Here is a 25,098-nt window from a genome sequence, read left to right on the forward strand (position 1 = left end):
ACGCCCGGCCTCCTGGAGACCCCCGTACGATGGAGCACATGACTGCTCCCGCCCCCGCTCCCGCTTCCCGCCGTGTCCTGCTCGCCGCTCCCCGCGGATACTGCGCGGGCGTGGACCGAGCCGTGATCGCCGTCGAGAAAGCCCTTGAGCAGTACGGTGCGCCGGTCTACGTCCGCCACGAGATCGTGCACAACAAGTACGTCGTCCAGACGCTCGAGAAGAAGGGCGCCATCTTCGTCGAGCGGACGGAGGAGGTCCCCGAGGGCTCCATCGTGATGTTCTCCGCGCACGGTGTGGCGCCGGTGGTGCACGAGGAGGCGGCGCGCGGCAAGCTCGCGACGATCGACGCGACCTGCCCGCTGGTCACCAAGGTGCACAAGGAAGCCATCCGGTACGCCAACGAGGACTTCGACATCCTCCTCATCGGCCACGAGGGCCACGAGGAGGTCATCGGCACCTCCGGCGAGGCCCCCGAGCACATCACGATCGTCGACGGCCCGCACGACGTGGAGAAGGTCACCGTCCGCGACGAGTCCAAGGTGGTCTGGCTCTCCCAGACCACCCTCTCGGTCGACGAGACCATGGAGACGGTCGACGCGCTCAAGACGAAGTTCCCGCTGCTCGTCTCCCCGCCGAGCGACGACATCTGCTACGCCACCTCGAACCGCCAGGCGGCGGTCAAGGTGATGGGCGCCGACTCGGACCTGGTCATCGTGGTCGGCTCGAGGAACTCCTCGAACTCGATCCGGCTCGTCGAGGTCGCCAAGGACGCCGGCGCCAAGGCCGCGTACCTGGTCGACTTCGCCAGCGAGATCGACGAGGCCTGGCTGGAGGGCGTCGCCACGGTCGGCCTCACCTCGGGCGCCTCGGTGCCGGAGGTCCTGGTCGAAGAGGTCCTGGAGTGGCTGTCGACGCGCGGCTTCGAGGACGTGGAGATCGTCAAGACCGCCGAGGAGTCGATCATCTTCTCGCTGCCGAAGGAACTCCGCCGCGACCTGCGTGCCGAGGCTGCCGAACTGGTCGCCGACAAGTAACTCGTTTCGTACGGTATGTCCATGCAGATCTTCGGCGTGGACATCGGCGGGTCCGGGATCAAGGGCGCACCCGTGGACCTGGAACGTGGCGACCTGGCGCAGGAGCGCCACAAAGTACTGACACCGCAGCCGGCCACCCCCGAGGGGGTGGCCGGCTGTGTCGTCGAGGTGGTGCGCACCTTCGACTGGGACGGTCCGGTCGGGGTCACCTTCCCGGGTGTGGTCACCGGCGGGGTTACCCGTACGGCGGCCAACATGGACAAGTCCTGGATCGGAGTCGACTCGGCGGCGCTGCTCTCGCGCGAGCTCGGCGGCCTGCCCGTCACGGTCCTGAACGACGCGGACGCGGCGGGGGTCGCGGAGATGACGTACGGGGCCGGGCGCGGGCGGGGCGGCACCGTCCTGCTGCTCACCCTGGGGACGGGCATCGGGAGCGCCCTGTTCACGGACGGGCGGCTGGTGGCGAACACGGAGCTCGGGCACCTGGAGCTGAGGGGCCACGACGCGGAGACGCGGGCGTCGGTGAAGGCCAAGGAGGACCACGAGCTCACGTGGGAGCGCTGGGCGCACCGTGTGCAGCGCTACCTCCAGCACGTGGAGATGCTGTTCTCCCCGGACCTCTTCATCATCGGTGGCGGCGTCAGCCGCAAGCCGGAGAAGTTCCTGCCGCTGATCGAGGGCGTGCGGGCCGAGATCGTTCCGGCGAAGCTCCAGAACAACGCGGGCATCGTGGGAGCGGCGATGGCGGCGAAGGCGACGAATGCAACGAGGGCGGCGGCGAAGAGGTAGGCCGGGTGCTCACTGGGTGAGGCGGCGGGGCATCCGCCGCCTGCCGATGAGCACGGCCTTGCGCACGACGGCGATCAGCGCGGCGACCAGCGTCCCGGCGTAGAGCCAGCCCGCGTGCAGCGACAGTGCGGACACCAGCCCCATCAGCTGCCCGCCGAGGCCGCCGGAGCCGCCCGAGATGGGCCACACTCCGGCGGCGAAGGCGATGGGGACCCCGATCGGCGCGGTGATCAGGTCGGCGGGCCGCACCCAGAGCGCGGTCGCGGCCGCTACGGGCAGGAAGAGCAGCCCGTAGACGAAGAGCGAGGAGCCGAAGAGCAGCCAGCTGATCCCGGCCACCAGCACCATGGCGGCGCACGCGAACAGCCCGCCGCCGAGCCCGGTCAACCGGGGCCGGGGCATCCGCCGCGCGAGCGGGGACCGCCGAGATCCGCCGCCGGCCGCCTGGGCGGGCACCGCTGTGGCCCGCGGTCCCCCGCGCTGGGCCGGGGGTCGCTGCGGGTGAGGGGCCGATCGCGTCCTGTGTTGCTCCACACGACCAAGCTAGGCGGGGCGAGCGCGGTATCGGTGTGGGGACACGCGTACAACGAGTGCCACTCATCGGAAAGTAAACTGTCCGGTGGCCCACCCCCGGGCCGCCGCCCCCTCCAGCTACGGGAAGTCGCCAACGTGTCGCTCACGATCGGAATCGTCGGCCTGCCGAATGTCGGCAAGTCGACCCTGTTCAACGCCCTGACCAAGAACGACGTGCTGGCGGCCAACTACCCGTTCGCCACCATCGAGCCGAACGTCGGCGTCGTCGGCGTCCCGGACCAGCGCCTGGCCGTCCTCGCGGGCATCTTCGGATCGCAGCGCGTCCTCCCGGCGACGGTCGACTTCGTCGACATCGCGGGCATCGTGCGCGGCGCCTCGGAGGGCGAGGGCCTCGGCAACAAGTTCCTCGCGAACATCCGCGAGTCGGACGCGATCTGCCAGGTCATCCGCGCCTTCAAGGACGAGAACGTCGTCCACGTCGACGGCAAGGTCTCGCCCAAGGACGACATCGAGACGATCAACACCGAGCTGATCCTCGCCGACCTCCAGTCGATCGAGAAGGCCGAACCGCGCCTGACGAAGGAGTCCCGCCTCCAGAAGGAGAAGGTCGCGGTCCTCGCGGCCGTCGTCGAGGCCAAGAAGATCCTCGAAGCGGGCGACACCCTCTTCTCGAAGGGCATCACCAAGGGCACGGAGCGGGGCGACCTCCTCCACGAGCTCCACCTGCTCACCACGAAGCCCTTCCTCTACGTCTTCAACGTGGACGAGGACGAGCTGACGGACGACGCCTTCAAGGCCGAGCAGAGCGCCCTCGTCGCCCCGGCCGAGGCGATCTTCCTCAACGCCAAGCTGGAGGCGGAGCTCATCGAGCTCGACGACGACGAGTCGCTCGAACTCCTCCAGTCGGTCGGCCAGGAGGAGCCCGGCATGGCCACCCTCGGCCGTGTCGGCTTCGCCACCCTCGGCCTGCAGACCTACCTGACGGCCGGCCCGAAGGAAACCCGCGCCTGGACCATCAAGCAGGGCGCGACGGCCCCCGAGGCGGCCGGCGTGATCCACACCGACTTCCAGCGCGGCTTCATCAAGGCCGAGGTCATTTCGTTCGCGGACCTGGTCGCCTGCGGCTCGGTCGCCGAGGCCCGCGCCAAGGGCAAGGCCCGCATGGAGGGCAAGGACTACGTCATGCAGGACGGCGACGTGGTGGAGTTCCGCTTCAACGTGTAGTGCCTGATTCCTTGATCGGCTGAAGTGGCTGGTCAGAGTAGGAAACCCCAGGTCAGGGGCCAGATCTTCGGGTCTGGCCCCTTCCTGTTTTCTCCTGCGGATTCACGCCGTTTCCGGGTCGTGTGCTGACTTGGTGCTGACCCTGCGGAGGGGGTTGGGTCGGTGATGACCTGGGCTTTCAGCGTGAGAAGAGGAGTCCGCTCGCGTGGGTGACGCGAGGTGAGGGGCGGGGGAGCGGTTTCCCGTTCCGGAAACTCGAACCCCTTGTGGGAAACGCTGGCGGCTGGGAACGATGAACGGGACACCGGAGCACGGGAACGAGGGGGCACCGTATGAGGCTGACGAAGCTGGCCACGACCTGTGAGAACGGGGACTGTCCCACCCTGTACGCGACCGACAGGGGAACCCTGATCGTGCAGGGAGGCGTGCCGACCGGCCACGGCCTCGACGTACCGGAGGGCGAAGCCCTGGTGGAAATCCCCATGGACCTCATCCGGAAGGCAATCCGTGATCAGCGCATCTAACGACCTGGCTGCCCGCTTCTCCACCTTCCGGGAGGAGGCGTTCCGGCTGGAGACCCTCGACGACTACAGCAACTCTGGGAACCCCGCAGCTTTCCGCTCCTTCCTTGCAGGGGAGCCCAAGCCCGAGGACTACAACGCGGGCTGGCTGGAGACCGTGGGCAAGGCGACGGAGAGCGGGAAGCGCATGGTGCGCGTTCACGTCCTGTCCCGCCCACTCACGCCGTACCTCCGCTACGAACTGAGCTGGGGTTACCTGACGAACATGAGTGCAGGCGAGGAGTTCCACATCCTCGACGTCACCGACCGAGAGAACCCCTTGGCCGGTGTACCGGACTTCTGGCTCTTCGACGGCCGCGAGCCGGTCGTCCTCAACTACGACGACAACGGCGCCTTCACCGGCCCGACGTTCTTCGCCGCCCCGAGAGAGTTCCTCATCCCCGAAGAGTCTCCGTACGCCGCCCACCGGAGTACAGCTCTGACGCTGTCCGTTCCGTTCGCCGAGTGGTGGGCAAAGTACGGGGAGTGAACCGGACAGAACTCGGCGCGGCACTGCGGGCCCTGCGGCAGGCATCCGGAAAGGAAGCCAAGGCCGTGGCCCGTGGTGCCGTCATGTCGACGGCCAAGCTGTCGAAGATCGAGAACGGCCGGGTGGCTGTCGCAACGGCAGACGTAGAGCGCATCCTCACGGCCCTGGGTGTGTCACCGGAGATCAAGGCCGAGTACCTCGCTGTAGCCCGCGCACAGGCCACAGAGGCGACTGCATGGCGTCTCTTCCGGCGCATGGGATACCACAAGAAGCAGGAGCAGATCAGGGCGCTTGAGTCCTCCATGACGCTCCTGCGTCTCTTCCAACCGTCCCTGGTTCCCGGCCTGCTCCAGACACCGGAGTACATCCGGGCGGTGCTGGAACCGAAGGGGCTCACGGATGAACAGCTCTCCCGTACGGTCTCGGCCCGGATCGAACGCCAACGAGTTCTCTACGACGCGGGGAAGAGCCTGCGCTTCGTCATCACGGAACCTGTCCTGCGCTGGCGTCTGCTCCCCGCAGCGATGATGGCGGGGCAGTTGGACCGCATCGTGTCCGTGTCTCGCCTGCCCCACGTGGACGTGCGCGTGGTCGCCCTCGATACCCCGCAGCGAGACGTTCCCGGCCACTCCTTCGTCATCCGGGACGACCGGGTGGTGACCGTTGAGACCACGCACGCGGAAATGGTCGTGACCGACCCGCGGGACGTCTCGCTGTACGTCGACAAGTTCGACCGGTTCACCACCGTGTCCCTTGCCGGGGACGAAATGCGTGACCTGGTCGAGGGCATCCGGGACGGGTTCTTGCGCGAACGGGAAATGCCCTAGCTCCGCCCCTGCTCAGCGGCTGACGATGTTCTCCTCGATGAGACGCGGGGAGGCGTACGAGGTGAGCGGAGAACAGACGGTCATGTCAGGCCCGGTGCACTTGTCCCTACCGCCGGCACGACCGGAACCGGCCCCGGGCTGTCGGGAATGCCTGGGCCTCGCAGTCCAGCGGGTCAACGCGGGATCGGTCGGGGACTACTCCAAGGTCTCCGATACGAACGTGACCCTGCGGGAGCACCTACGCGACACACACGGAGACGAGTGATGGCCCGCGCTGTGCTGCGATACGTGACGCACCGGATCACTCAACACCCGGACACCGACGTGACGTTCGAGGCCGAGTGTCTCCACTGCCTGTGGACGGCGAGGCCGTCGGAGGACGGGGCCGCGGTGGACATCGAGTGCATGGGGCACACGGGGCACAGTGGCCACAGGGGCTTCCGGCGTGTGTGTACGTCGTTCGCAATGGTGGTGAGGGCGGAGGAGGAGCGAGGGCGTGCCTGATGAAGCAGCCAGTCCGCCCTGACGAGGCGGATGGCGCTCAGCTGGCTGAGGATGCGCAGGCGAGGAACGGCCCGGCCGCCTTGCTCCATGATTCGCCCCGCGCGAGAGCGGCCGTCCCCTCGGTGCGCAGAGATTCAACCACGGGCGTGAGGAAGTCTGTTCGCCAGTTCTGCACGGTCTCCGGCTTCATACCGCTCGCGTCGACCGCAGCCCCCACCCGGGCTTCGAGGACGGCCGCGCCCTGCACGATGTCGTCCCCAGTCCACTCGTCTACGTGCTCGGCGACCAGTGCCCACGTCAGCTTGATCATGAGCGGGATGGTAGAGGCGGCGACGGAACGGGGGGAAGGGGTGGGGTATGACCCCTTGGATCTGGTTTCCCCGGCCGCCACGTCTTAGCAGCTCGGATTCTGCCACGGTTCCGAGGTCGGCGAGGGCCTGGCGCTCACGCGGTCAGCGCGCACATCTCAGCAGGTCAGCAGCGGCGCGACCGCTCCGCAGGGCCTCCGCCGGCACCGCACAGAAACGAGCGATGTTCAGGCTGCGGCTTCGCCGGGGTCTTCGTCCTCGTCCTCGTCTTCCGAGGAGCCGCCCCGCTCGTAACCCGATACGTCGATCTCACGGCCGCCCTTCAGCCGCCTCTTGTGCGGGGCGACGTTGTGCTTGCCGGGCGAGTTCCGCTTCTCGCTCTCCTCCGCCGAGTCAGTGCTCTCAGCGCCCTCGCTCTTCGAGTCATCCCCAGCGTTCGCGGAGGCCTCGGCGCGGCTGGAGATCTCGTCTTCGTCCTCAGTCCTGCCGCTCTGCGCGAGGACCGCGACGGCGATCACGCCTGCAACCGCGCCTGCGGCTTTGACGCAGTGGATCGTCCTCGGGTGCTCCTCGGCCCAGCCCTTACCCTTCTCGACCCAGCCCTTGACCTTTTCACGCAGGGAGGTGGGCTCGCCGTCATTGTGGGACGCGGAGTCAGTCACTTGCACAGATCTACCGGACCCAAACCTCGTCTGTCAGGCAATCGCCAGACATCGCCTGATCCGCTTCAGCGGCGCTTGCCGGACTGGAGTGCCTCTGGACGTCATCGAGACTCCTCGAAGGTGCGGACTCCGGCCGTCGCAGCCGTCCACCAGCTTTCCGCTGTCCGCCCTCCGGGCGGCTCTGCTTGGCGTCGGTCGCGAGGCGCCTCTCTTCCCATACAGGGCATCTCTGCCGCTTTCTCTACTACGCTTCCCGCGTGGACTCGGCTGCCGCTTGCGTGGAACTCGCATCGACGGCTGGAAGCGGCAGCGGGAGTCGGCCCTTCGCTGTTCCCGTGCCGGGATTTCTGACGCCGCCTCGTCTACCTGGTGACGGACCAGGAAGTCATCATTCTCGCGGCTCGGTACCGCTACTGACCGCTGACGCGGTACGGGTGGCGCCACATGTTCCTCCCGCGCTGGGACGGCGCCCTCGAACTCGACGTTTTCGCAGGTAGTAGCCCTGTGCTCGACGTTCCGCTTCAACGTGTGGTCGTTGCCTCACCGTGTCTGAGACAGTTCGTCGAAACGTGCAGTTCAGAAGGGGTCGGACTCCCGCGAGTCCGACCCCTTCTGCCTTCCCGTGCTCACGTGGAGCTGGCTTTTCAGCTGCTTCGGGGCGGTGTGAGCTTGTCGAGGTCCAGGCTGACCTCGAAGGGCACGGGGCGTTGGAGGGTGCCCCGGAAGATGCCTGCGGGAGCGTAGGCGCCGGTGGGTTCGTCGAGCTCGTAGACGTGGACGACGGGTGCCCCGTCCTCGTCCTCGATGCACCAGCAGTGCGGGATGCCGGCCTCCGCGTATTTGCGGAGCTTTACCGTGCGATCGCGATGGGCGGACTCGGGGGAGACGACCTCGATGACGAGTCGGACCTCATCCGGTGCGAACCAGGTGCGGTCGTCGTCGTACGGGGCCGTGGTCACCAGGAGATCAGGTTCGGGGCGGTTGCGCGGGTCGAGTTTGATGGTCATCGCGCGGCCGATTCTGGCATCGCCCGGTACCTGATCCATGAGGGCGACGGTGAGCATGGTGACGAGGTGGCCGTGCCACCACCTCTGGGGCGACATCATGAAGACGAGGGCTCCGTCGATGAGCTCGGTGTGGCGGGGCGCCTCGGGGAGACGGTCCAGGTCCTCCGCGAACCAGCCTTCCGCGCGCGGCGGGCGCATCCAGTCGGGCAGTGCGGTCATGGCTTCACGGTAGCGCCCGCGGCTGAACGTGAAGAGCCGAACGATCTCGCCCCAGGATTTTCGCCGACTCGCCGTGCCGCATCCAGCCCGGCTCCGGCGCTTGGATACCTCGTCGAGGCGGTTCACGCCCCGACGGCGCCCGGGAGCGGTTACGGCGGAGGGATGATGCCTCCGTCCAGCGCGCCGTGGCGGATGCGTCGCGTCAGGTCGAGCTGCTCGTGCAGCAGGCGCTCGTGTTCGTCCAGCTGCGTCATCGTGTCGGCGACCGCCCGCTGTGTGGCGAGGTCGGGCAGTACGACGGGCAGGTCGCCGAGTACGCCGAGGGAGATGGTCTTCATCTTCATGCTCCCGGTGGAGTGGTTCTCCAGCCATGTCCGTGCCTCCGGACCTCGTAGGTACGCGGCGAAGTAGTCGGCGTCGAGTCCGGCGGGGGGACGCAGCACGAAGCACCCGGTGCCGCACAGCCAGCCGCGCTGTTCCTCACGGACGACGGCGGCTCGCCCCAGCTCCCCGCGGCGCGCGAGGACGACATCGCCCGGTTGGAGGCGGAAGCGTTCCAGCTGCGAGGCCTGCCGCTCGCTGATGTACCGGATGCCGGCCGTGCTGAAGCCGTTTCCCGTCAGGTCTCTGGGCATCACGACGGGGACGCCGTAGGCGTCGACGTAGTGGTCGGCGCGGATCAGGCTCCCCGACGGTCCCGCGAGGAGCAGGCCCGGAGCCGGTGCCTCGAACGCCCCCTCCGCGGTGCCCTCCACGATGCGCCGGAGTGGCACACGCGGGACCTCGGTCTCATTGCGGGCCACCCGCTCGCTCCGGTCGAAGCTCTTGTGCAGGCGGGCAGTCGCTCCGGCTGTCGACCCGGCCCGTTCGGTCAGCTCGTCGAGCAGGCGACGCGTGTCCAGTGCGGCGGGCGGGCGTTCCCGTGACGGCACCACGTACATCCGGGGGTCCAGGGGGCAGCCGTCGTTCTCCAGGATCTCTGCGTACGGGACCGAGCAGGAGAAGCCGGGTTCGTCCGGTGTCGTACGAGGAGAACGCAACCATGCGTGAAACCGGCTGCTGATGCGTTCTCCGTCGGCCGGGCCGAGTACGCGCGCCTGGCGCGGGGCCTGCGTACCCAGCTGACTCGCGTCGATGAAGAGGACGGAATCGGATTCGCCGACGGGCACGTGGCGGGTCTTGTCGCGGGCGAGCAGCCACAGGTGCACGGGGACGGCCGTGTGGGCGAAGAGATCGGCCGGTAGTGCGACGACGGCGAGGACTGCGCCCGCGATCAGCATCCTCCTGCGGATCTCGGCCTCGCGACCGCGTGTGGAGGCGGCGCCCGACGGCATGATCAGGGCCGCCTTGCCCTTTTCGCTGAGCCGGGTCCACGCGAGCTGGAGCCAGGCGAAGTTCGCATTGGAGTCCGGCGGTGGCCCGAAGGGCCAGCCGAGGTGTTCAAGACCCTGGACGCGCTGGTTGAACGGCGGATTGCTCAGCACGAAATCGGCCATGCCGTCGCCCGGGCTCCGGAACAGCGATCCGGGATCGGAGGCTCGTACGACGGGCCGGTCGATTCCGTGCACGGCCAGGTTCAGCATGGCCAGGTGAGGGTTGCGGTGGTCCATGGCGTAGCCCTCGAACGAGGCGTCACCGGCGTGCCCCTGCTTCGCGATGTGCTGCGCGGCGGCGACGAGGAAACCTCCGGTGCCGCACGCGGGGTCCAGTACGCGATCGCCGGCCTGGGGGGACAGCGATTCCGCGAGCAGGCGGGTGAGCGCCCGCGGGGTGTGGTACTCGCCTGTTTGCGCGGCGCTCTCCGCGACGTATCGCTCCAGGAGCAGGCCGCTGACCTCTTCGAGTCCGGCCCCGACCGCTGTCGGGGGGTGTTGGAGCGCCGCGAGGAATCCCGCTGCCCACGGCAGACCGCCCGTTGCCTCGCCGTTGTCGGCGAACACGCTCTCCACGCTCCACGGTGCACGCGCGGGAAAGCGCTCGTGCCTGGCGGCGAGGAGGAGCGCCTCGCTCAGGTCCCTCAGCGGCGGGTAGCCGGTCTGTGCCTCCGCCGTGGCCCTGGACCACCGTTTGGCGAGCTCGTCCCCCGGGTCGTCCACCGAGTCGATGAATCCCGCGAGCAGCAGGATCGCGAGCATCGCGGTGAGGTCGCGGTCCGTCCCGCGGCCTCGTTGATAGGGGGCGTACGCCCGCCACAGTCGGTCGACGACCGCTGCGGCGGGACTCTTGGCGTCTGTGGTCTCCACCGGGGACTCCTTGCTCGGGCTCGGCCTCACTGCAGGCGGCTGATGACGTAGGCGGCCGCGGGCACCAGCATCAGCAGACACAGACGCAGTGTTGTCCCCGTCGTCTGCATCGCCTTCCCCAGCAGATCGAAGAACGCTTTCATCCTCGGTTCCCCCGTTTTCTGCGCAGCGTTGCTGCGCACTCTCAATGGTCTTGTCTTTGACGCGAGTTGACCTCTTGGGTCGAGCGTGGAGGCCTCGCAAGGAGGAAATTAGCAGCCTGTGAGGTGGCCTGCGGGCTCGCCGGCAGGCGCACGTCAATCGCGCGACCGTGTGCGCAGTGGTGCTGCGCACATGTCTGCGTGGCGTTCTCGCTGCATATCGGAGTGGGGGGAGAGGGTGTGGAGTTGAGGGGTTGGCGGCATGGAGGGCTTTATGTGTGACTCAGGTCACACCGATGTCGGCGGGTCGACCCGCCGGCGCCGCTCGCTGTGGCTTCCCGCACGCGAGGGGCCGTCTGTCGCCTTGATGCGAGGCCGCGTTCCCGTGCGATTCGGGGTGATTGTCTTGTGGTGCAAGAGGGTTGGGGACTATCTTGTGCCGCATGACAAAGGAGCCGGTTGCGGCCGGTGACCAGCGGCGCAGTCAGCTTCTGCGGGGAGTGCTCGATCTGTGTCTGCTGTCCCTCATCGCCGAACGGCCGCGGTACGGATTCGAGTTCGCGCAGGCGCTCGCCGACAGCGGGCTCGAACTCGTCAGTGACGGCAGCATCTATCCGCTGCTCGCGCGGATGGAGCGGGCGGGGCTCGTGTCCTCGTACCGTGCCGCGTCGCCCAGTGGTGGCGCCCCGCGCAAGTACTACCGGCTGACCGGGGCGGGGGACGCCGAGCTGAGGGGCGGGCGGGCCGGCTGGGGGGCCTTCGCCGGGTCGGTGGGTCGGATCCTGGACGCCGGTACGCACTCCACGGGGGAACACGCACCATGACGAACGAGCAGATACTCGCGGCCTGCCGCAGCAACTGGGAGTACCGCGGGGTCGACGACGCGGTCATGCGGGAGATGCTCGACGAGCTCTCCGCGCACCTGGAGGACGCGCAGGCCGCCGGCCGCAGCGCGCAGGACGTCGTCGGCCCGGACGTACGGGCCTTCGCCGCGGCCTGGGCGCGCGAGCGCGCCCCGTTCGCGCGGCGGGCGGTGCGCACGCTGGCCATGGCCTGCTACATGCTCGGCTGGCTGTCGCTCTTGGGCTGCCTGGTGCGGTGGACCACCCGGCTGGCCGTGACCCCCGGCCATCTCGCCTTCGTGGTGGTCCTCGGCGCGGCGACGGTCGCCTGGGAGCTGCGGCGCGGAGAGATGCGGCTGCACCGGCGGTGGCTGCTCGAGCTCGCCGTCGGCCTGCCCGTGGTGATCCTCACCCGGTGGCTGGCCGGCGACGGTGTGGTCTTCACGTTTCCGCTGTGGGCCGCGCCGGTCCTGCTGCTGCCCATGGTGCCCTTCGCGGTCACCGACGCGCGGGCCGGCCGACATGCCGTGAGCGGCTCGACCCGGCCTGCCTGAACGCGTTCGAAGGTACGCGTACGCACGCGGGCGCCGGCGCGGGACCGGCTCGGGGCCGAAGTCGCCCCGCCGGTCCTGCGGGCGCGTTCAGAAGCCGCGGACCGCGGCGATCGTGAAGGTGGTGGGGGTGCCCGAGTCCGGGGACATGGGGCCGCCCTTGTCGAACTGGGAGCGGACCACCAGCGTGCGGCCGGGGGTGTGCGCCAGGGTGGTGGGGATCTGCAGCGACGGGTCCGTGATCGTACGGGTCAGCCGGGCGCGGGTGCCGTTCGCGCCGACCTGCCAGCGGGTCAGCGTGTTGGTGGTGTTGTGCGCGACGCGCAGGGTGCCGTCGGGGGCGAGGTCGAGGCCGTCGGCGGCCTTCAGGTCGGCGCCGCCGGTGAGGGCGACCCGGCGGATCGCGCCGGTGCGCAGGTCCACGCGGTAGAGGTCGCCCGCCGTCATGTCGACGGTGAGGAGGTAGCGGCCCGCCCGGTCGGAGACGATGCCGTTGAGGCTGAAGCTGCCCGCCGGCCGCGGGCGCAGGGCCGGGGTGAGGTCGTAGGTCTCGGTCAGCGCGCCGCCGCCGGCGGCCAGCTGCTCCGGGGTCACGCGGTAGATCACGGCGCGGACGCTGTCCGTGAGGTACGCGGTCCCGTCCGGGGTGATCGTCAGGTCGTTGATGAAGTGGGCGGGGGCTCCGGCGCCCCGCGCCACCTCGAAGTGGGCGAGGCGCGACCCGTCGGCGGTGTCGTAGACCGCCACGCCGGTGGTGGAGTCGGTGACCCAGAGGCGGCCGAGGGCGTCGACCCGCAGGCCGTTCGCCGTGCGGCGGCCGTCGGTGCCGGCGGGCAGGAACACCTCCGCCTCGGGGCGGCCGGGGCGGGCCCGGTACACCGTGCCGTCCGCGTACGAGCCGACGTAGACCGTGCGCGTGCGGGGGTCGGCGGCGATGCCCTCCGGGTAGACCTTGCCGCCGGGTAGGGAGAAGGCCGTGGATATGTGCGGGGAGCCGGGATGCGGCTGCGCATGGGTGGAGTCCGGGGCCGGGGCCGCTCCGAGGGTGAGGGTCGCGGCCAGGGTCAGGACGGCGGGGAGGACGGCGGGGAGGGCGGTGGGGAGGGATGACTTCATCTTCATCGGTGTCCTCTATTGAATCGGTGAGGGCGAATGTATGTGAGAGCTCTAATGCATGCAAGGGTGGCCGTAAGATGCGGGCATGACCTCCATGGCCCCCGAGGAGCGCATCGGCTCTCACCTCAAGCGCGCCGAGCAGGCGCTTCTCGCGGCGAAGAACGCGGCGTGCAAGCCGGCCGCAGTAACGGTTCCGCAGTACGCCGCCCTGCTCTGGCTCGCCGAGAAGCCCGGTATCTCGGCCGCCGCGCTCGCGCGGTTGTGCGGAGTGACGCCGCCGACCATGAACACCGTGCTGAAGAACCTCCAGGAGCGCGGGCTCATCGAGCGGACCCCGCACGAATGGCACCGCAACGTGCTGGAGATCCGGCTCACGGACGAGGGCCGTACGGTGATGGAGCTGGCGGACGCCGGAGCCGTACGGGTGGAACGTGCGCTCGCCGCGGCATTCACCGGCGAGGAGCGGGAGTTGCTCATCGAGCTGCTCGGGCGGTGTGCGGAGGTACTCGACGCCCAGCGCTGAGGCCGGCCGCCCGCCGTGTTCTCCGGCAGGACTTTGCTCTGTTTTGGAACTGTGCGGGGGGGTTCGCGCATCAGAACTAGGGGATGTCCAGCCGTTCTGCCCTCGGGGGCAGTCATGACCGTTCGGAGCGAAGTTCGTGCACGAGTACCCGCAGCGCCCGCGGCCCGATGACCGGCCGTCGTACCCGGAGTACCCGCCCCCCGGGCAGGAGCAGAGCCCTCACCAGGGCCATCAGCAGAGCCCTCAGCACGATCACCGTCAGGACTTCCCCGGGTACCCGGGACCGCCGCAGCAGCCTCCGCCCTACCAGTACCAGCAGTCCGGCCCCGGAACCGAGACGCAGCCGCGGCGCTCCCGGCGCCGAATATGGATCAGCGCGACGGTCGCTCTCGCGCTCCTGCTCGGCGGCGGGTTCGCGGCCTGGAAGCTCGACTGGTTCTCCGGCAACGGCGAGGCCGTCAGCTTCGGCAAGAACGCCCCGCCCCCGGCTGCGGGAAAAACGGAACCGACCGCCCCCGCGGTCGAGGCCAAGCCCTCCGGCGACCCGGACGTGCTCATGCCGACCGGCCCCAAGTCCGGTTTCAAGCAGACCACCAAGCTCGACGACGGCACGATCATCGCCAAGACCCGCCTCGCGGGCGCGAAGTCCGGTTTCGAGGGCGACGTCTGGGTGTGGGCGCCCAAGGAGTACGACGACCCGAAGTACGCCAAGAGCGGCTTCCCGGTCCTCATCGCCCTCCCCGGCGGCAACGGCTTCCCCGAGAACTACTGGGCCGACCGCAGCCTCGGCCTGCAGAAGGCCGTCACCGAAGGCGTCAAGGCCGGCACCAGCCTGCCGTTCATCGTGATCATGCCGGTGCTCAACCCGGACGCCAAGTACTACTACGACGGCTCCGACATCCCCGGCCAGGCCAAGATGGGCACCTGGATCGCCGAGGACGTCCCGGACTTCGCCAAGGCCAACTTCCGTACGTACAAGTCCCGCGACGGCTGGGCCTTCATGGGCTCCTCCTCCGGCGCCTTCGTCGGCATGAAGACCGTCCTGCAGCACCCGGACCGGTTCAAGGCCGTGATCGCCAGCGGTGGCGAGATCGTTCCGGACTCCCCGCTGTGGAAGGGCCACCAGGCGGAGATGGACGCGAACAACCCGGAGAAGCTCGCCCAGAAGCTGATCGACACCAAGGGTCCCGAGGTCTACATCAACTTCCAGATCGGCACGAAGGAGAGCGGGAAGGAGCGGATGACGAAGTTCCAGCAGCAGTACGGCAAGGGGCCCGTCAAGATGACCATCCGCGACATCCAGAACGGCGAACACAACGGCTGGCACTACGTCCGGGGCATGAAGGAAGGCTCCCTGGAGTGGGTCAGCAAGGTCCTCAAGGGACCGAAGCCCGACGCCGGCTGACCGAGGCCGCCTGACCGGAGTCGGCGGGGCTTGGCCCCTCCGCGTGGTGCTCGCCACGTCCCGCCCGTCCCAGGCAACCCATCCCGTCGTTCATACCTCTGTAAAGGGTGTAAGGGGGACCGATCGGTCCGACCCGCGCTCCTCGGTGAGCGCCGGAGAAGGAACGGGACAAAAACCGTGCAGCATGACCAGCAAGGCGACGGCAACCCCATGACCCAGGGCGGCCGTCGCCCCCACCGCCTGCGCATGACTCTCATCAGCGGCGGCCTCGCGCTCACCCTCGCCGGAGGCGGAGCGGCAGCGTACAAGTTCGGCCTCTTCTCGGACATAGGGGATCCGGTCTCCTTCGGAAAGGTCCAGGAGAAGGCCGTCGCCGCCGCCGACGTGCCGCCCGAGGTGCTGATGCCGACCGGGCCGAAGGCCTCGTTCGTCCGTACCTTCCGGATGCCGGACGGCACCCAGATCGGCCGGACCACGCTCACCGGGAAGAAGTCCGGCTTCACGGGTGACGTGTGGGTGTGGGTGCCCAAGGAGTACGACGATCCGAGGTACGCCAGGAGCGGTTTCCCGGTCCTGATCTCCCTGCCCGGTGGCCGCGGCTACCCCACCAACTACTGGGGTACGGGTCCGGGCCTCGGCCTCCAGAAGGCCGTGAGCGACGGGGCCAAGGCCGGTACGAGCCTGCCCTTCATCCTGATCATGCCGGTGCACAACGCCGACACCAAGCACCACTTCGATGCCTCGGACATCCCCGGCCAGCCCAGGATGGGCACCTGGATGGTCGAAGACGTCCCGGATTTCACGAAGGCCAATTTCCGGACCTTCACCTCACGCGACGGGTGGGCCTTCATGGGCTCCTCGGCGGGCGGATTCGGTGCCTTCAAGCACGTCCTGAAGCACCCCGACCGGTTCAAGGCGGCCATCGCGAGCGGGGTCGACATCGTCCCCGACTCCCCGCTGTGGCAGGGAAACACGCAGGCCATGGACGCGGACAACCCGGAGAGGCTCGCCGCGAAGCTGATCGCCGCGGGCGGTCCGGACGTCTACATCAACTTCCAGATCGGTACCGCGGAGAGCGGCCGCGACAAGGCCGAGAAGTTCATGAACGACTTCGGCAAGGGCCCCGTGCACACCTCGCTGGAGGTGATCCAGGATGGTGAGCACAACGGAAAGTCGTACGTGCGCGGCATGAGGGAGGGCTCCCTGGAGTGGATCAGCAAGGTGATGAAGGGACCGACACCCGACGCCGGCGTGCGATGAGCACGGTGGTGAAGGGGGCATCGGCGGCCGCCGCCGTCTCGATCGCGGCGCTGTGCGCCGTTGCCTTCATCGAGGCGCCCGGCGAACGGCCGGTGCTCCCCTTCCCCGCCGTCGGAGTACTCATGGCGGGCGGCGAGCACTGGTGCACGGCGAGCGTCGTCGACAGCCCCGAGGGCAACGTCGTCGCCACCGCCGCGCACTGCGTGGCCCCCGCGGGCGAGGACGGCCGGGCCGGCGAGGTGGCCCACGACGGCCTGGCGATCGGCGAGCTCTCCTTCGCCCCGGCCTTCTCCGGCGAGGGCGCCGGCACCCAGCCGCTGGGGGTGTGGAAGGTGAAGTCGATCCACGTGGACGACCGCTGGTCGAAGTGGGGCGAGGACACCGCCGACTTCGCCTTCCTGACCATCGAGCCGGACGAGGGCGGACGCAGCGTCCAGGAGGCGGTGGGTGGTGGCGCCGAGGCCCCGAAGCCCGAATGGACCTCGGGGTACGAGCGGGACGTGACCGTCGTCGGCTACCCGGAGTCCGAGCACAATCCGCAGAACAAGCCCGTCTCCTGCACGACGCAGACCCGCCACGACGAGGACGACCCCGACATGCTCTACATGAGCTGCGCCGGGTTCTGGACGGGGACCAGCGGCAGTCCCTGGATCGCCGACCGGGGCGGACCGGACCGTGCCGGTCGGCTCATCGGGGTGCTGAGCGGCGGGGACACGGACGTGGACTCCACGGCCGCGCTGTTCGACGAGCACGCGAAGGCCCTCTACGAGAAGGCCGCGCGGGGCTGAGCGGCCTCCCGGCTGTGCGACCTCCCGGCTGACCGACCTCCCGTTGGTGCGACCTTGCGGTGGTGCGCCCTCCCGGCTGTGCGCAGCCCGGCCGAGCGCATCCGGTCGAGCGGGCCCCGCCCTGCTTCTTGCCGCGCTCCGTACTGACGATCACGCCCACCGCCGCGACCACGATCCCGCCGCCCACCAGGATCGGCCAGGTCAGGGCTTCGTCGAGGATCAGCGCGCCGAGCGCGACGGCGACGACCGGATTGACGTACGCGTACGTGGACACCAGCGACAACGGCGCGGCCTGGAGCAGCCACACGTACGCCGTGAACCCGACGAGCGAGCCGATCAGGACCAGATAGCCCAGGGCCAGCCAGGACGCGGTGGAGAACGCCGCCGGGTCCAGAGCGCGCTGCTCGCCGCGCAACAGGCCGACGACCACGGCGGCGCCCCCGCCCACGAGCATCTGGTAGGCGCTGCCCGTGAAGGGGTTGGCCGGCAGCTTCAGCCTCGCCGCCGAGAACGAGCCCAGCGACCACGACAGCGAACCCGCCACCACCAGCAGCACCCCCGACAGCCGCACCGCCCCGCTGAGCCCGGGGCCGGTCAGGACCGCGAGCCCGGCGAGGCCCACCAGCACCCCGGCCAGGGTGCGCCGCGGGGGCCGGTCGCCGGTGCTCGCCCGGAGTACCACCACCCACATCGGCACCGCCGCCACCAGCAGCGCGGCGAGGCCGGACGGCACCGAGGTCTCGGCGAGGGCGACCAGGGCTTCCGGGTATCTCAGCCCTTGAGCAGGCTGTTCAGCTCGCCGTACGGGAGCGCGTGCGCGAGCGCCCCGTAGGTGCCGTCGGAGATCAGCTCCTCGGCGGCGCGGCGGACCACGGCGTACGCGGCTTCGGCGACCCAGGAGCCGAGGCTCACGCGGGACACGCCGAGGGCGCCGAAGGCCGCCACGGTCGGGGCGCCGGGGCCGAGCAGGATGTTCAGGGGGGCGTCGATGCCCTTGGCCAGCTCGGCGACGGTGTCCGGGTCGAGGACGCCGGGCACGAAGATGCCGGTGGCACCCGCGCGGAGGTAGGCGGCGGCGCGGGCGAGGGTGTCGTCCAGGCGGGTGGCGCTCTCGCCGAAGCCGCGGAGGTAGGTGTCGACGCGGGCGTTGATGTAGAGCGGCACCCCGGCGGCGTCGGCCGCGGCGCGGGCCGCGGCCAGGCGCTCGATCTGCTCGGCGGGGTCGCGGTGGCCGTCCTCGATGTTGATGCCGACCGCCCCGGCGGCGAGGACCCCGGTGACGGTCTCGCCCACGGCGGCCGGGTCGGCGCCGAAGCCGCCCTCGATGTCGGCGGTGACGGGGACGGAGACGGCGCAGACCACGCGGGCGACGAGGTCGAGGGCCCGGTCGCGGGCGAGGGCGTCGCCGTCCGGGGACCCGAGGGACCAGGCGACGCCGGCGCTGGTGGTGGCGATGGCGGGGGCACCGGTGGCCTCGACGATGCGGGCGCCGGCGACGTCCCAGGCGTTGGCGAGGGCGAGGGGGGTGGTGGGGGTGTGCAGGGCCGCGAACGCGGTGGCCTTGGCGGCGAGATCAACGTGGTTGGTCATGGGGCCAGTTCACCAGACCGGGCGGGGTCGGGCTCGCGGATTTCCGACATGTAGGTGGGCGGTGGCGCGGTGGCGGGCGGGTCCGGGGCCGGTGCCTTGGGCGGTGCGTGGGTGCGTGCGGCGCCGTTGCCGGGGCGCTGCCCCGGACCCCGCGCCTCAAACGCCGGCGGGGCTGAAACAGGTGCTGGTGGGGCTGGTCAGGGGGCCGGGTCGGCTTTGGTGCCCGCGCCGCAGAGGGGGAGGACTGCCGTGCGGCCCCGGAGGGGGTCGTCGGGAGCCGAGGGGCCCACCGCGGCCCAGCAGGCCGCCGCCGTCGGCTCGACGAAGAGGCCACGGCGGGCCAGGTCCCGCTGGGCCTCGCGCAGCCGGTCGTCGGGGACGGTCAGGAAGGTGCCGCCGGACTTGCGGACCGCGGCCAGGATCTGGCGGGCGCGGGGAGGTGCCGGGATGGCGATGCCCTCGGCGAGGGTCGGCAGCTGCTCCACCGGTTCGGCGTCCTCGGCGCCCGCCGCGAAGGCGCGGGCCAGCGGGGCCACCGCCTGCGACTGGACCGCGATCAGGGCCGGCGGCCTGACCCCGCGCCGGGCCAGTTCCTCCACGGCCAGCGCGGCCCCGAGCAGCAGGGTGCCGTTGCCGACGGGGACCACCAGCGCCTCCGGGAGCCGGCCGCCCAGTTCCTCCCACACCTCGTACACGTACGTCTTGGTCCCGTGCAGGAAGTACGGGTTGAACACGTGGCTCGCGTAGAAGACCCCGGGCGCGTCCGCGGCCGTACGGGCAGCCTGCGCCGCGGCCTCACGACCGCCCGGGATCACGCGGACGGCCGCCCCGTGCGCCCGCATCTGTGCCGTTTTCTTCTCCGACGTGCCCTCGGGTACGAAGACTTCGCACTCCAGCCCGGCCCGCGCGCAGTACGCGGCCACCGACGTTCCGGCGTTGCCGCTGCTGTCCGCCACGACCCGCTCCGGGGCGAGGCGCCGGGCGAGTTCCACGAGCATCACCGCGCCCCGGTCCTTGAAGGACAGGGTGGGCATCAGGTAGTCGAGTTTGGCGTGAATCCGCTCCGCCAGCGGAACCAGCGGAGTGTGCCCCTCCGCCAGCGATACGGCGAACGCCCCGGGCAGGGGGAGTACGGACCCGTACCGCCACAGCGAATTCGGTCCGGCGGCCGGTTCCAGCACCGCGGCCGGGTCCGGCGTGAAATCGAGGTCCCAGGGTCCGCCGCAGACGGGGCACCCCCAAGGAGCAGTCCGGACGTCCGCGCGTGTACCGTCCTCCGAGCAGATGTAACCGGGGGGTGCGTGCGTCATGTGTGGAGCACCTTCGCTCGATCATGGCCGGTATATGGCACGGATGTTACGCGCCCGTTCTCCCCTTCTGGACGCTCCGAGCGTGTGTCAACCGTTCGGATTCGGCAGCCCGTTGGGCCGTCCGGGTTGTCATGATCACGCTTTCGCGGCGCTGCCGCACCCCTCGCAGAGCACCACCTAGGAGGAGGACCGTCACATGCCCGTGATGCGTCACACACGCCGGAGATTCGCCGGCATCAGCGCGACCGCGGTCGTGGCCCTCGCGATCGCCTCGGCCGCCGCGCTTCCCGCTTCGGCGGTCGGCGCCGGTGCACCGGGCGTCATTCAGAACGCCGGAGCCCCGGGGTCCATACCCGGCAGCTACATAGTGACCCTGAAGGACTCGGCGGCCCGCTCCACCGCCGACAGCGGCAAGGCCGTCGCCAAGCGCTACGGTGCGAAGATCGACAAGACCTACAGCGCCGCCCTCAACGGCTACTCCGTCAAGGTCTCCGAGACGCAGGCCAGGAAGCTCGCCGCCGACCCGTCGGTCAAGTCGGTCGTGCAGAACCGCACCTTCACCGTCAACACCACCCAGCCGTACCCGCCGTCCTGGGGGCTGGACCGTGTCGACCAGGGCGCGCTGCCGCTGAACCAGAGCTACACCTACCCGGACAAGGCCGGTGAGGGCGTCACCGCCTACATCATCGACACCGGTGTCCGCATCACCCACCAGGACTTCGGCGGCCGCGCCTCCTACGGCTACGACGCCATCGACAACGACAGCACCGCGCAGGACGGCCACGGCCACGGCACCCACGTCGCCGGCACCGTCGCGGGCGGCTCGTACGGCGTGGCCAAGAAGGCGAAGATCGTCGGCGTCCGCGTCCTCGACAACAGCGGCAACGGCACGACGGCCCAGGTCGTCGCCGGCATCGACTGGGTCACCCGCAACGCCGTCAAGCCGGCCGTGGCGAACATGTCGCTCGGCGGCGGCGCGGACTCCGCGCTCGACGCGGCGGTGCGCAACTCCATCGCCTCCGGCATCACCTACGCGGTGGCCGCGGGCAACGAGTCCACCGATGCCTCCAAGAAGTCCCCGGCGCGCGTCACCGAGGCCATCACGGTCGGCGCCACCACCAGCACCGACGCCCGGGCGAGCTACTCCAACTACGGCTCCGTGCTGGACATCTTCGCGCCGGGCTCCGCCATCACCTCCTCGTGGGGCACCGGCGACAGCGCCACCAACACGATCAACGGCACCTCGATGGCCACGCCGCACGTCGCGGGCGCGGCCGCCGTCTACCTTTCGCAGAACCCGGCCAGCACCCCGACCCAGGTGGCCACGGCCCTGGTGGGCTCGTCCACCCCGAACGTGGTGACCGGGGGCGGCGCGGGTTCTGCGAACCGCCTGCTCCGCGTCGTCGCCCAGGGCCCCGTCCCGCCGGGCAAGCGCTTCGACAACGCCGCCGACGTCGCGGTGTCCGACAACACGACCGCCGAGTCCTCGATCACGGTCAGCGGTGTCGTCGGCAACGCCCCGTCGGCGCTGCAGGTCCCGATCGACATCAAGCACACGTACATCGGTGACCTCAAGGTGGACCTGGTCGCGCCCGACGGCAGCGTCTACACGCTGCACAACCGCGCCAACGGCGCCGACGACAACATCATCCGGACCTTCACCGTGAACGCCTCGGCGGAGACGGCCAATGGCGTCTGGAAGCTGCGCGTGAACGACAACTCGATCGGCGACACCGGGAAGATCGACTCCTGGGCGCTCCAGTTCTGAGGTTCTGAGCGGCAGGCGGCCACGGGCACCGGCCCGGCCGTGCGCAACAGCGGGGGCGACCGACTGATCGGTCGCCCCCGCTGCGTACTATTTCGCGCATTCGTTCGCGCCCGACGCGGCGCGCCCCGCGATGCCCCCTGTGATGGAGTCCGCCCCAGTGAGCACCACGCCGACCCCTCCTCCCGGACCGGGCCACTCCTGGCCCCCGCCGTCCCCGCAGTGGGGCTGGGGTCCGCCGCCCGGCCAGGGGCCGTATCCGCCGGCGCTCAACGGGTTCGCGCTCGCCTCGCTCCTCTCAGGGCTGCTGTGCTTCCCGCCGCTCGGCATAGCCTTCGGCATCGCGGCCCTCGTGCAGATCGCGAAGAGGGGTGACCGGGGCAAGGCCATGGCGATCACCGGTCTGGTGGTGTCGGTGATGATGACCGGCGTCCTGGCCCTGACCGCGGGGCGGGTCCTCGCGGCCGTCGGCGACCGGGTCGACCCGGTGAGCGAGTACTCCGACGTCGAGGGCGCCCTCACGGATTTGAGCGACCTGCGGGCGGGCGACTGCTTCAACGTGCCCGGCGGGGACCTGATCGACGAGCGGCCCGTGACGTACCGGATCGACTGTGCGCAGGTCCACCACGGCGAGGTCACCGCGTCGAAGGTGCTGGAGACGATGGACGGAGCCGAGCCGGACGGGTCCGACCGGAACTCCGAGGACGCGTGCTGGAAGGCCCAGGACGAGTACGCGATGGACACGTGGGCGCTGCCCGAGTACGCGGAGATGTTCTACTACGCGCCCTCGCGGCAGTCCTGGCGCCAGGGGGACCGGGTGCTGCTCTGCGTGATCGGCACGACCGACGAGGAGCGGCGCGGCAGCCTTCGCCGGGACGCCGGGATGCTGGGGCCCGAGCAGTCGGCATTCCTGCGGGCCGTCAACGCCGTCGAGTTCGTCATGAGCCGGCCTCCCGAGGACGATGTGGAGGACGCGCTGGCGCAGTACCAGGCGTGGGCGCGCGCGGTGAGCGCGGCGCTGGGCACCGAGGCGAAGCTCCTTCAGGAGGACGCGGCCCGGCCGGGGCTGGAGAAGGCCGCTCCGGCGCAGGTCAGGGAGATCGAGGCGGCGCGGGCGCAGTGGCAGCGAGCCGCGCAGGCGAGAACGGCACAGGAGTTCGACAAGCAGTGGGACCGGGCACTCGCCGCGATGTCGGTGGAGACGGAGAAGGAACTCCGCGGCGCGTACGGGCTTTCGACGGTGGTTCCGCAGTGGCTGGAGGACAGCCAGGGCGACCTGGAGGAGCCGGACGACGACTCCGTCGAGGGTCCCTCGTCGGAGGCGGTCTGACGTCGTCCGGATAACGCACGGTAACGGGTTTGAGTGACGTGACTTCATCACTTCGAGTGAAACTCTGGCCCTTGCTTGCGGTCTTCAACCATCGGTTGCCAGGGTGTAGCTGTCTGTCAACCTGATGGGAGTGGCCAGTGACTTTCGGTGAGCAGCCGGCCTATCTGCGCGTGGCCGGGGACCTGCGACGGAAGATCGTCGATGGTTCTCTGCCCCCGCACGCCCGGCTCCCCTCTCAGGCCCGCATCCGCGAGGAGTACGGCGTCTCCGACACCGTGGCCCTGGAGGCGCGCAAGGTCCTCATGGCGGAGGGGCTGGTCGAGGGCCGGTCCGGCTCCGGCACGTATGTACGGGAACAGCCCGTCCCGCGGCGGGTCGCCCGCGCCGGCTACCGCACGGGCGGCACCTCGACCCCGTTCCGGCAGGAGCAGGCCGACTCGGACGCGCGCGGGACCTGGGAGTCGAGCAGCGAACAGACGTGCGCGCCCGCGGAGATCGCGAAACGGCTCGGCATCGAGCCGGGAGAGCGGGTCATGCGCACGCGGTACGTCTTCCGCGACGCGGGGGAGGCCATGATGCTCTCGACCTCCTGGGAGCCCCTCGCCGTGACCGGCCGGACTCCCGTGATGCTGCCTGAGGAAGGGCCGCTGGGCGGCTCCGGGGTGGTCGACCGGATGGCCGCGATCGACTTCGTCGTGGACAACGTGGTGGAGGAGGTCGGCGCGCGGCCCGGCCTGGCCGAGGAGATCATGCTCCTCGGCGGGGTCCCCGGGCACGTGGTGCTGGTGATCGGCCGCACCTACTACGCGTCCGGCCGGGCCGTGGAGACGGCCGACGTGGTGGTCCCGGCGGACCGCTACCGCCTGGCGTACCACCTCCCGGTGCGGTAGCCGTCCGGCCGGCGCGTGAACCCCCGGGCGCTGTCCGGGGGTTCACGCGCGCCCGGCGTGCGCCGTCGACCCGGCGGGTTTCGGCGCGATGGTGATCCGCTCCGCCGTCCCCGCCCCGGCGTCCCCGGACCGTTCGGTCCGCATGCCGGGACCCGCGCCCCCCTCGGCGGGGCCGGATCCGCCCCGCCCGCCCCGCCTTCTTCTCGACGCCACCTGCGCGGACGCCCGCCGTCCGCGGGCACGGTGGCGCCGCCCGGGCCCCCGGTGCGCGCCGTTCGAACCGGCGCGCACGGCCCGCTCGTACGCATGGCCGGATGCGTACGCCTGTGAGGTACCTCTTCGTGAAAAACCGTATCCGCTCCGTAAAGGTCGGGCGTAAGCTCGGGCATATGCACAATGCGGTTTCCCGGGCAGATACGTCGGCGGAGGGTGAAGCGCGATGAACGACAGCGGTGCCCTGCTCCCGTGGCTGGTCATACGTGAGGACGACAACGGCAACCGCTACCGGGTGGGCCGGTACCCCACCCGGGCCGAGGCCCAGAAGGTCGCCGACAGTCTCGACGACCGAGGACACAAGCAGCTCTACTGGGTCGAGCGGATCGGTCAGACCGCCACGATGAACTGAGAGCGTCGCAGTGCTTGACGACGCTGGCATAGGCTCCGCCCATGACGGTACGAGTGGTCGTGGGCGGAGCCCTTTGTCATGAGGGGCGCCTGCTGGCCGCCCGCCGCAGCGCACCGCCCGAGCTCGCCGGACGCTGGGAACTGCCGGGCGGCAAAGCCGAACCGGGTGAGTCCGTCCCCGAGGCGCTGGTGCGCGAACTGCGCGAGGAGCTCGGCGTGGAGACCGAGCCGCTGGAGCGGATCCCGGGGGAGTGGCCGCTGCGGCCCGGTCTCGTCCTGCACGTGTGGACCGCCCGGCTGCTGTCCGGAGAACCCGCTCCGCTGGAGGACCACGACGAGCTGCGCTGGCTCGGACCGGAGGAGCTGGAGTCGGTGGACTGGCTCGACCAGGACCGGCCCGCGGTCGCCGAGGCCGGCCGCCGACTGCGCCGGGACGGTGGCGGGGGCGCGTGACGCTCGCGGCCTAGGCCGTCTGCGCCACAGTGCGCCGGTGGGCAGGGATCGAGTGGTACGACGCCCCAAATATCGGGTATGTCGCTATTAATCCCTATCTCGTCCCCCTT

At 70.2% G+C, this 25,098-nt stretch carries 25 protein-coding genes and 1 pseudogene; 17 read left to right on the forward strand and 9 right to left on the reverse strand.

All coding sequences use genetic code 11. The annotated features are described in order from the left end of the window. Window positions 1-29: 29 nt before the first annotated feature. A complete protein-coding gene (locus ACIQZO_RS15885; RefSeq protein WP_403625955.1) occupies window positions 30-1,034 on the forward strand; it encodes a 4-hydroxy-3-methylbut-2-enyl diphosphate reductase in 1,005 nt (334 codons plus the stop codon). 21 nt (window positions 1,035-1,055) lie between these two features. Then, window positions 1,056-1,823 (forward strand): polyphosphate--glucose phosphotransferase, encoded by a 768-nt coding sequence (gene ppgK, locus ACIQZO_RS15890; RefSeq protein ID WP_403625957.1) that lies wholly within the window; start codon window positions 1,056-1,058, stop codon window positions 1,821-1,823. Between the two features lie 9 nt (window positions 1,824-1,832). Here the strand turns inward: ppgK and ACIQZO_RS15895 are convergent, their stop codons facing one another. Next, window positions 1,833-2,210, reverse strand: a complete 378-nt coding sequence (locus ACIQZO_RS15895) for a DUF6542 domain-containing protein (RefSeq protein ID WP_403625960.1) — start codon at window positions 2,208-2,210, stop codon at window positions 1,833-1,835. Window positions 2,211-2,492: 282 nt separating this feature from the next. Here ACIQZO_RS15895 and ychF point away from each other — a divergent pair, with 282 nt between their 5' ends. From ychF to ACIQZO_RS15915, 4 genes are all read left to right on the forward strand, one after another. After that, the gene (ychF, locus tag ACIQZO_RS15900) at window positions 2,493-3,581 is read left to right on the forward strand and encodes a redox-regulated ATPase YchF (protein WP_403625963.1); all 1,089 of its coding nucleotides are present in this window, start codon (window positions 2,493-2,495) and stop codon (window positions 3,579-3,581) included. A 332-nt stretch (window positions 3,582-3,913) separates the two neighbouring features. Continuing rightward, window positions 3,914-4,105: a hypothetical protein gene (locus tag ACIQZO_RS15905; RefSeq protein WP_361333796.1), complete on the forward strand. Its 192-nt coding sequence runs from the start codon at window positions 3,914-3,916 to the stop codon at window positions 4,103-4,105. Then, window positions 4,089-4,631 (forward strand): DUF6879 family protein, encoded by a 543-nt coding sequence (locus ACIQZO_RS15910; protein WP_403625967.1) that lies wholly within the window; start codon window positions 4,089-4,091, stop codon window positions 4,629-4,631. Before ACIQZO_RS15905 ends, ACIQZO_RS15910 begins: the two co-directional genes overlap by 17 nt. Next, window positions 4,628-5,458, forward strand: a complete 831-nt coding sequence (locus ACIQZO_RS15915) for a helix-turn-helix domain-containing protein (protein WP_403625970.1) — start codon at window positions 4,628-4,630, stop codon at window positions 5,456-5,458. Before ACIQZO_RS15910 ends, ACIQZO_RS15915 begins: the two co-directional genes overlap by 4 nt. Before the next feature lie 541 nt (window positions 5,459-5,999). On the opposite strand, the gene ACIQZO_RS15920 is transcribed toward ACIQZO_RS15915, so the two are convergent. From ACIQZO_RS15920 to ACIQZO_RS15935, 4 genes are all read right to left on the reverse strand, one after another. After that, window positions 6,000-6,272, reverse strand: a complete 273-nt coding sequence (locus ACIQZO_RS15920; RefSeq protein ID WP_403625973.1) for a hypothetical protein — start codon at window positions 6,270-6,272, stop codon at window positions 6,000-6,002. Window positions 6,273-6,497: 225 nt separating this feature from the next. Beyond that, window positions 6,498-6,932, reverse strand: coding sequence for a hypothetical protein (locus ACIQZO_RS15925; protein WP_403625975.1), 435 nt, complete (start codon window positions 6,930-6,932; stop codon window positions 6,498-6,500). Between the two features lie 644 nt (window positions 6,933-7,576). Then, window positions 7,577-8,158, reverse strand: coding sequence for a Uma2 family endonuclease (locus ACIQZO_RS15930; protein ID WP_403625977.1), 582 nt, complete (start codon window positions 8,156-8,158; stop codon window positions 7,577-7,579). Window positions 8,159-8,307: 149 nt separating this feature from the next. Next, window positions 8,308-10,401, reverse strand: coding sequence for an N-6 DNA methylase (locus tag ACIQZO_RS15935; protein WP_403625980.1), 2,094 nt, complete (start codon window positions 10,399-10,401; stop codon window positions 8,308-8,310). Window positions 10,402-10,984: 583 nt separating this feature from the next. Between ACIQZO_RS15935 and ACIQZO_RS15940 the strand changes: the two genes are divergently transcribed. Continuing rightward, window positions 10,985-11,365, forward strand: a complete 381-nt coding sequence (locus ACIQZO_RS15940; RefSeq protein WP_403625983.1) for a PadR family transcriptional regulator — start codon at window positions 10,985-10,987, stop codon at window positions 11,363-11,365. Further along, window positions 11,362-11,937 (forward strand): hypothetical protein, encoded by a 576-nt coding sequence (locus ACIQZO_RS15945; RefSeq protein WP_403625986.1) that lies wholly within the window; start codon window positions 11,362-11,364, stop codon window positions 11,935-11,937. Before ACIQZO_RS15940 ends, ACIQZO_RS15945 begins: the two co-directional genes overlap by 4 nt. Window positions 11,938-12,024: 87 nt before the next feature. Here the strand turns inward: ACIQZO_RS15945 and ACIQZO_RS15950 are convergent, their stop codons facing one another. After that, a complete protein-coding gene (locus tag ACIQZO_RS15950; protein WP_403625988.1) occupies window positions 12,025-13,050 on the reverse strand; it encodes an SMP-30/gluconolactonase/LRE family protein in 1,026 nt (341 codons plus the stop codon). 85 nt (window positions 13,051-13,135) lie between these two features. Between ACIQZO_RS15950 and ACIQZO_RS15955 the strand changes: the two genes are divergently transcribed. From ACIQZO_RS15955 to ACIQZO_RS15970, 4 genes are all read left to right on the forward strand, one after another. Next, entirely contained in the window at window positions 13,136-13,573 is a 438-nt protein-coding gene (locus tag ACIQZO_RS15955) for a MarR family winged helix-turn-helix transcriptional regulator (RefSeq protein WP_403625991.1), read from the forward strand. A 136-nt stretch (window positions 13,574-13,709) separates the two neighbouring features. Beyond that, window positions 13,710-14,978: an alpha/beta hydrolase gene (locus ACIQZO_RS15960; RefSeq protein WP_403625994.1), complete on the forward strand. Its 1,269-nt coding sequence runs from the start codon at window positions 13,710-13,712 to the stop codon at window positions 14,976-14,978. A gap of 246 nt (window positions 14,979-15,224) precedes the next feature. Beyond that, a complete protein-coding gene (locus tag ACIQZO_RS15965) occupies window positions 15,225-16,238 on the forward strand; it encodes an alpha/beta hydrolase (RefSeq protein WP_403625997.1) in 1,014 nt (337 codons plus the stop codon). Further along, entirely contained in the window at window positions 16,235-17,026 is a 792-nt protein-coding gene (locus ACIQZO_RS15970) for a trypsin-like serine peptidase (protein ID WP_403626000.1), read from the forward strand. Before ACIQZO_RS15965 ends, ACIQZO_RS15970 begins: the two co-directional genes overlap by 4 nt. A 133-nt stretch (window positions 17,027-17,159) precedes the next feature. On the opposite strand, the pseudogene ACIQZO_RS15975 reads toward ACIQZO_RS15970, so the two are convergent. The 3 genes and pseudogenes from ACIQZO_RS15975 to ACIQZO_RS15985 all read right to left on the reverse strand — a co-directional run. Continuing rightward, window positions 17,160-17,783 (reverse strand): annotated as a pseudogene (locus ACIQZO_RS15975) (EamA family transporter); the annotation flags it as partial. A 14-nt stretch (window positions 17,784-17,797) separates the two neighbouring features. After that, complete coding sequence (locus ACIQZO_RS15980) at window positions 17,798-18,616, reverse strand: isocitrate lyase/phosphoenolpyruvate mutase family protein (RefSeq protein ID WP_403626003.1); 819 nt, start codon at window positions 18,614-18,616, stop codon at window positions 17,798-17,800. A gap of 197 nt (window positions 18,617-18,813) precedes the next feature. Continuing rightward, window positions 18,814-19,926: a threonine synthase gene (locus tag ACIQZO_RS15985; protein ID WP_403626006.1), complete on the reverse strand. Its 1,113-nt coding sequence runs from the start codon at window positions 19,924-19,926 to the stop codon at window positions 18,814-18,816. A gap of 196 nt (window positions 19,927-20,122) precedes the next feature. On the opposite strand from ACIQZO_RS15985, the gene ACIQZO_RS15990 reads away from it, so the two are divergent. From ACIQZO_RS15990 to ACIQZO_RS16010, 5 genes are all read left to right on the forward strand, one after another. Then, window positions 20,123-21,694 carry a S8 family peptidase gene (locus ACIQZO_RS15990; RefSeq protein ID WP_403626009.1) on the forward strand — a complete coding sequence of 524 codons (1,572 nt, stop codon included), beginning with the start codon at window positions 20,123-20,125 and terminating at the stop codon, window positions 21,692-21,694. 157 nt (window positions 21,695-21,851) lie between these two features. Next, complete coding sequence (locus tag ACIQZO_RS15995; RefSeq protein ID WP_403626012.1) at window positions 21,852-23,021, forward strand: DUF4190 domain-containing protein; 1,170 nt, start codon at window positions 21,852-21,854, stop codon at window positions 23,019-23,021. Between the two features lie 137 nt (window positions 23,022-23,158). Then, a complete protein-coding gene (locus ACIQZO_RS16000) occupies window positions 23,159-23,911 on the forward strand; it encodes a GntR family transcriptional regulator (RefSeq protein ID WP_403626015.1) in 753 nt (250 codons plus the stop codon). 439 nt (window positions 23,912-24,350) lie between these two features. Continuing rightward, on the forward strand, window positions 24,351-24,536 hold the full coding sequence (locus ACIQZO_RS16005) for an SPOR domain-containing protein (protein ID WP_403626018.1): 186 nt from the start codon (window positions 24,351-24,353) through the stop codon (window positions 24,534-24,536). A 41-nt stretch (window positions 24,537-24,577) separates the two neighbouring features. After that, window positions 24,578-24,988, forward strand: a complete 411-nt coding sequence (locus ACIQZO_RS16010) for a (deoxy)nucleoside triphosphate pyrophosphohydrolase (protein WP_403626021.1) — start codon at window positions 24,578-24,580, stop codon at window positions 24,986-24,988. The last annotated feature ends 110 nt before the right edge of the window (window positions 24,989-25,098 follow it).

The organism is Streptomyces sp. NPDC097617 (genome assembly GCF_044761485.1).
Taxonomy (GTDB): Bacteria; Actinomycetota; Actinomycetes; order Streptomycetales; family Streptomycetaceae; genus Streptomyces.

Excerpts from the sequence above, each read along its gene's own strand:
- ACIQZO_RS15885 (WP_403625955.1), top strand. The coding sequence starts at position 30 with ATGGAGCACATGACTGCTCCCGCCCCCGCTCCCGCTTCCCGCCGTGTC.
- ppgK (WP_403625957.1), top strand. The coding sequence starts at position 1,056 with ATGCAGATCTTCGGCGTGGACATCGGCGGGTCCGGGATCAAGGGCGCA.
- ACIQZO_RS15905 (WP_361333796.1), top strand. The coding sequence starts at position 3,914 with ATGAGGCTGACGAAGCTGGCCACGACCTGTGAGAACGGGGACTGTCCC.
- ACIQZO_RS15920 (WP_403625973.1), bottom strand. The coding sequence starts at position 6,272 with ATGATCAAGCTGACGTGGGCACTGGTCGCCGAGCACGTAGACGAGTGG.
- ACIQZO_RS15930 (WP_403625977.1), bottom strand. The coding sequence starts at position 8,158 with ATGACCGCACTGCCCGACTGGATGCGCCCGCCGCGCGCGGAAGGCTGG.
- ACIQZO_RS15940 (WP_403625983.1), top strand. The coding sequence starts at position 10,985 with ATGACAAAGGAGCCGGTTGCGGCCGGTGACCAGCGGCGCAGTCAGCTT.
- ACIQZO_RS15945 (WP_403625986.1), top strand. The coding sequence starts at position 11,362 with ATGACGAACGAGCAGATACTCGCGGCCTGCCGCAGCAACTGGGAGTAC.
- ACIQZO_RS15950 (WP_403625988.1), bottom strand. The coding sequence starts at position 13,050 with ATGAAGTCATCCCTCCCCACCGCCCTCCCCGCCGTCCTCCCCGCCGTC.
- ACIQZO_RS15955 (WP_403625991.1), top strand. The coding sequence starts at position 13,136 with ATGACCTCCATGGCCCCCGAGGAGCGCATCGGCTCTCACCTCAAGCGC.
- ACIQZO_RS15965 (WP_403625997.1), top strand. The coding sequence starts at position 15,225 with ATGACTCTCATCAGCGGCGGCCTCGCGCTCACCCTCGCCGGAGGCGGA.
- ACIQZO_RS15970 (WP_403626000.1), top strand. The coding sequence starts at position 16,235 with ATGAGCACGGTGGTGAAGGGGGCATCGGCGGCCGCCGCCGTCTCGATC.
- ACIQZO_RS15980 (WP_403626003.1), bottom strand. The coding sequence starts at position 18,616 with ATGACCAACCACGTTGATCTCGCCGCCAAGGCCACCGCGTTCGCGGCC.
- ACIQZO_RS15985 (WP_403626006.1), bottom strand. The coding sequence starts at position 19,926 with ATGACGCACGCACCCCCCGGTTACATCTGCTCGGAGGACGGTACACGC.
- ACIQZO_RS15990 (WP_403626009.1), top strand. The coding sequence starts at position 20,123 with ATGCCCGTGATGCGTCACACACGCCGGAGATTCGCCGGCATCAGCGCG.
- ACIQZO_RS16005 (WP_403626018.1), top strand. The coding sequence starts at position 24,351 with ATGAACGACAGCGGTGCCCTGCTCCCGTGGCTGGTCATACGTGAGGAC.
- ACIQZO_RS16010 (WP_403626021.1), top strand. The coding sequence starts at position 24,578 with ATGACGGTACGAGTGGTCGTGGGCGGAGCCCTTTGTCATGAGGGGCGC.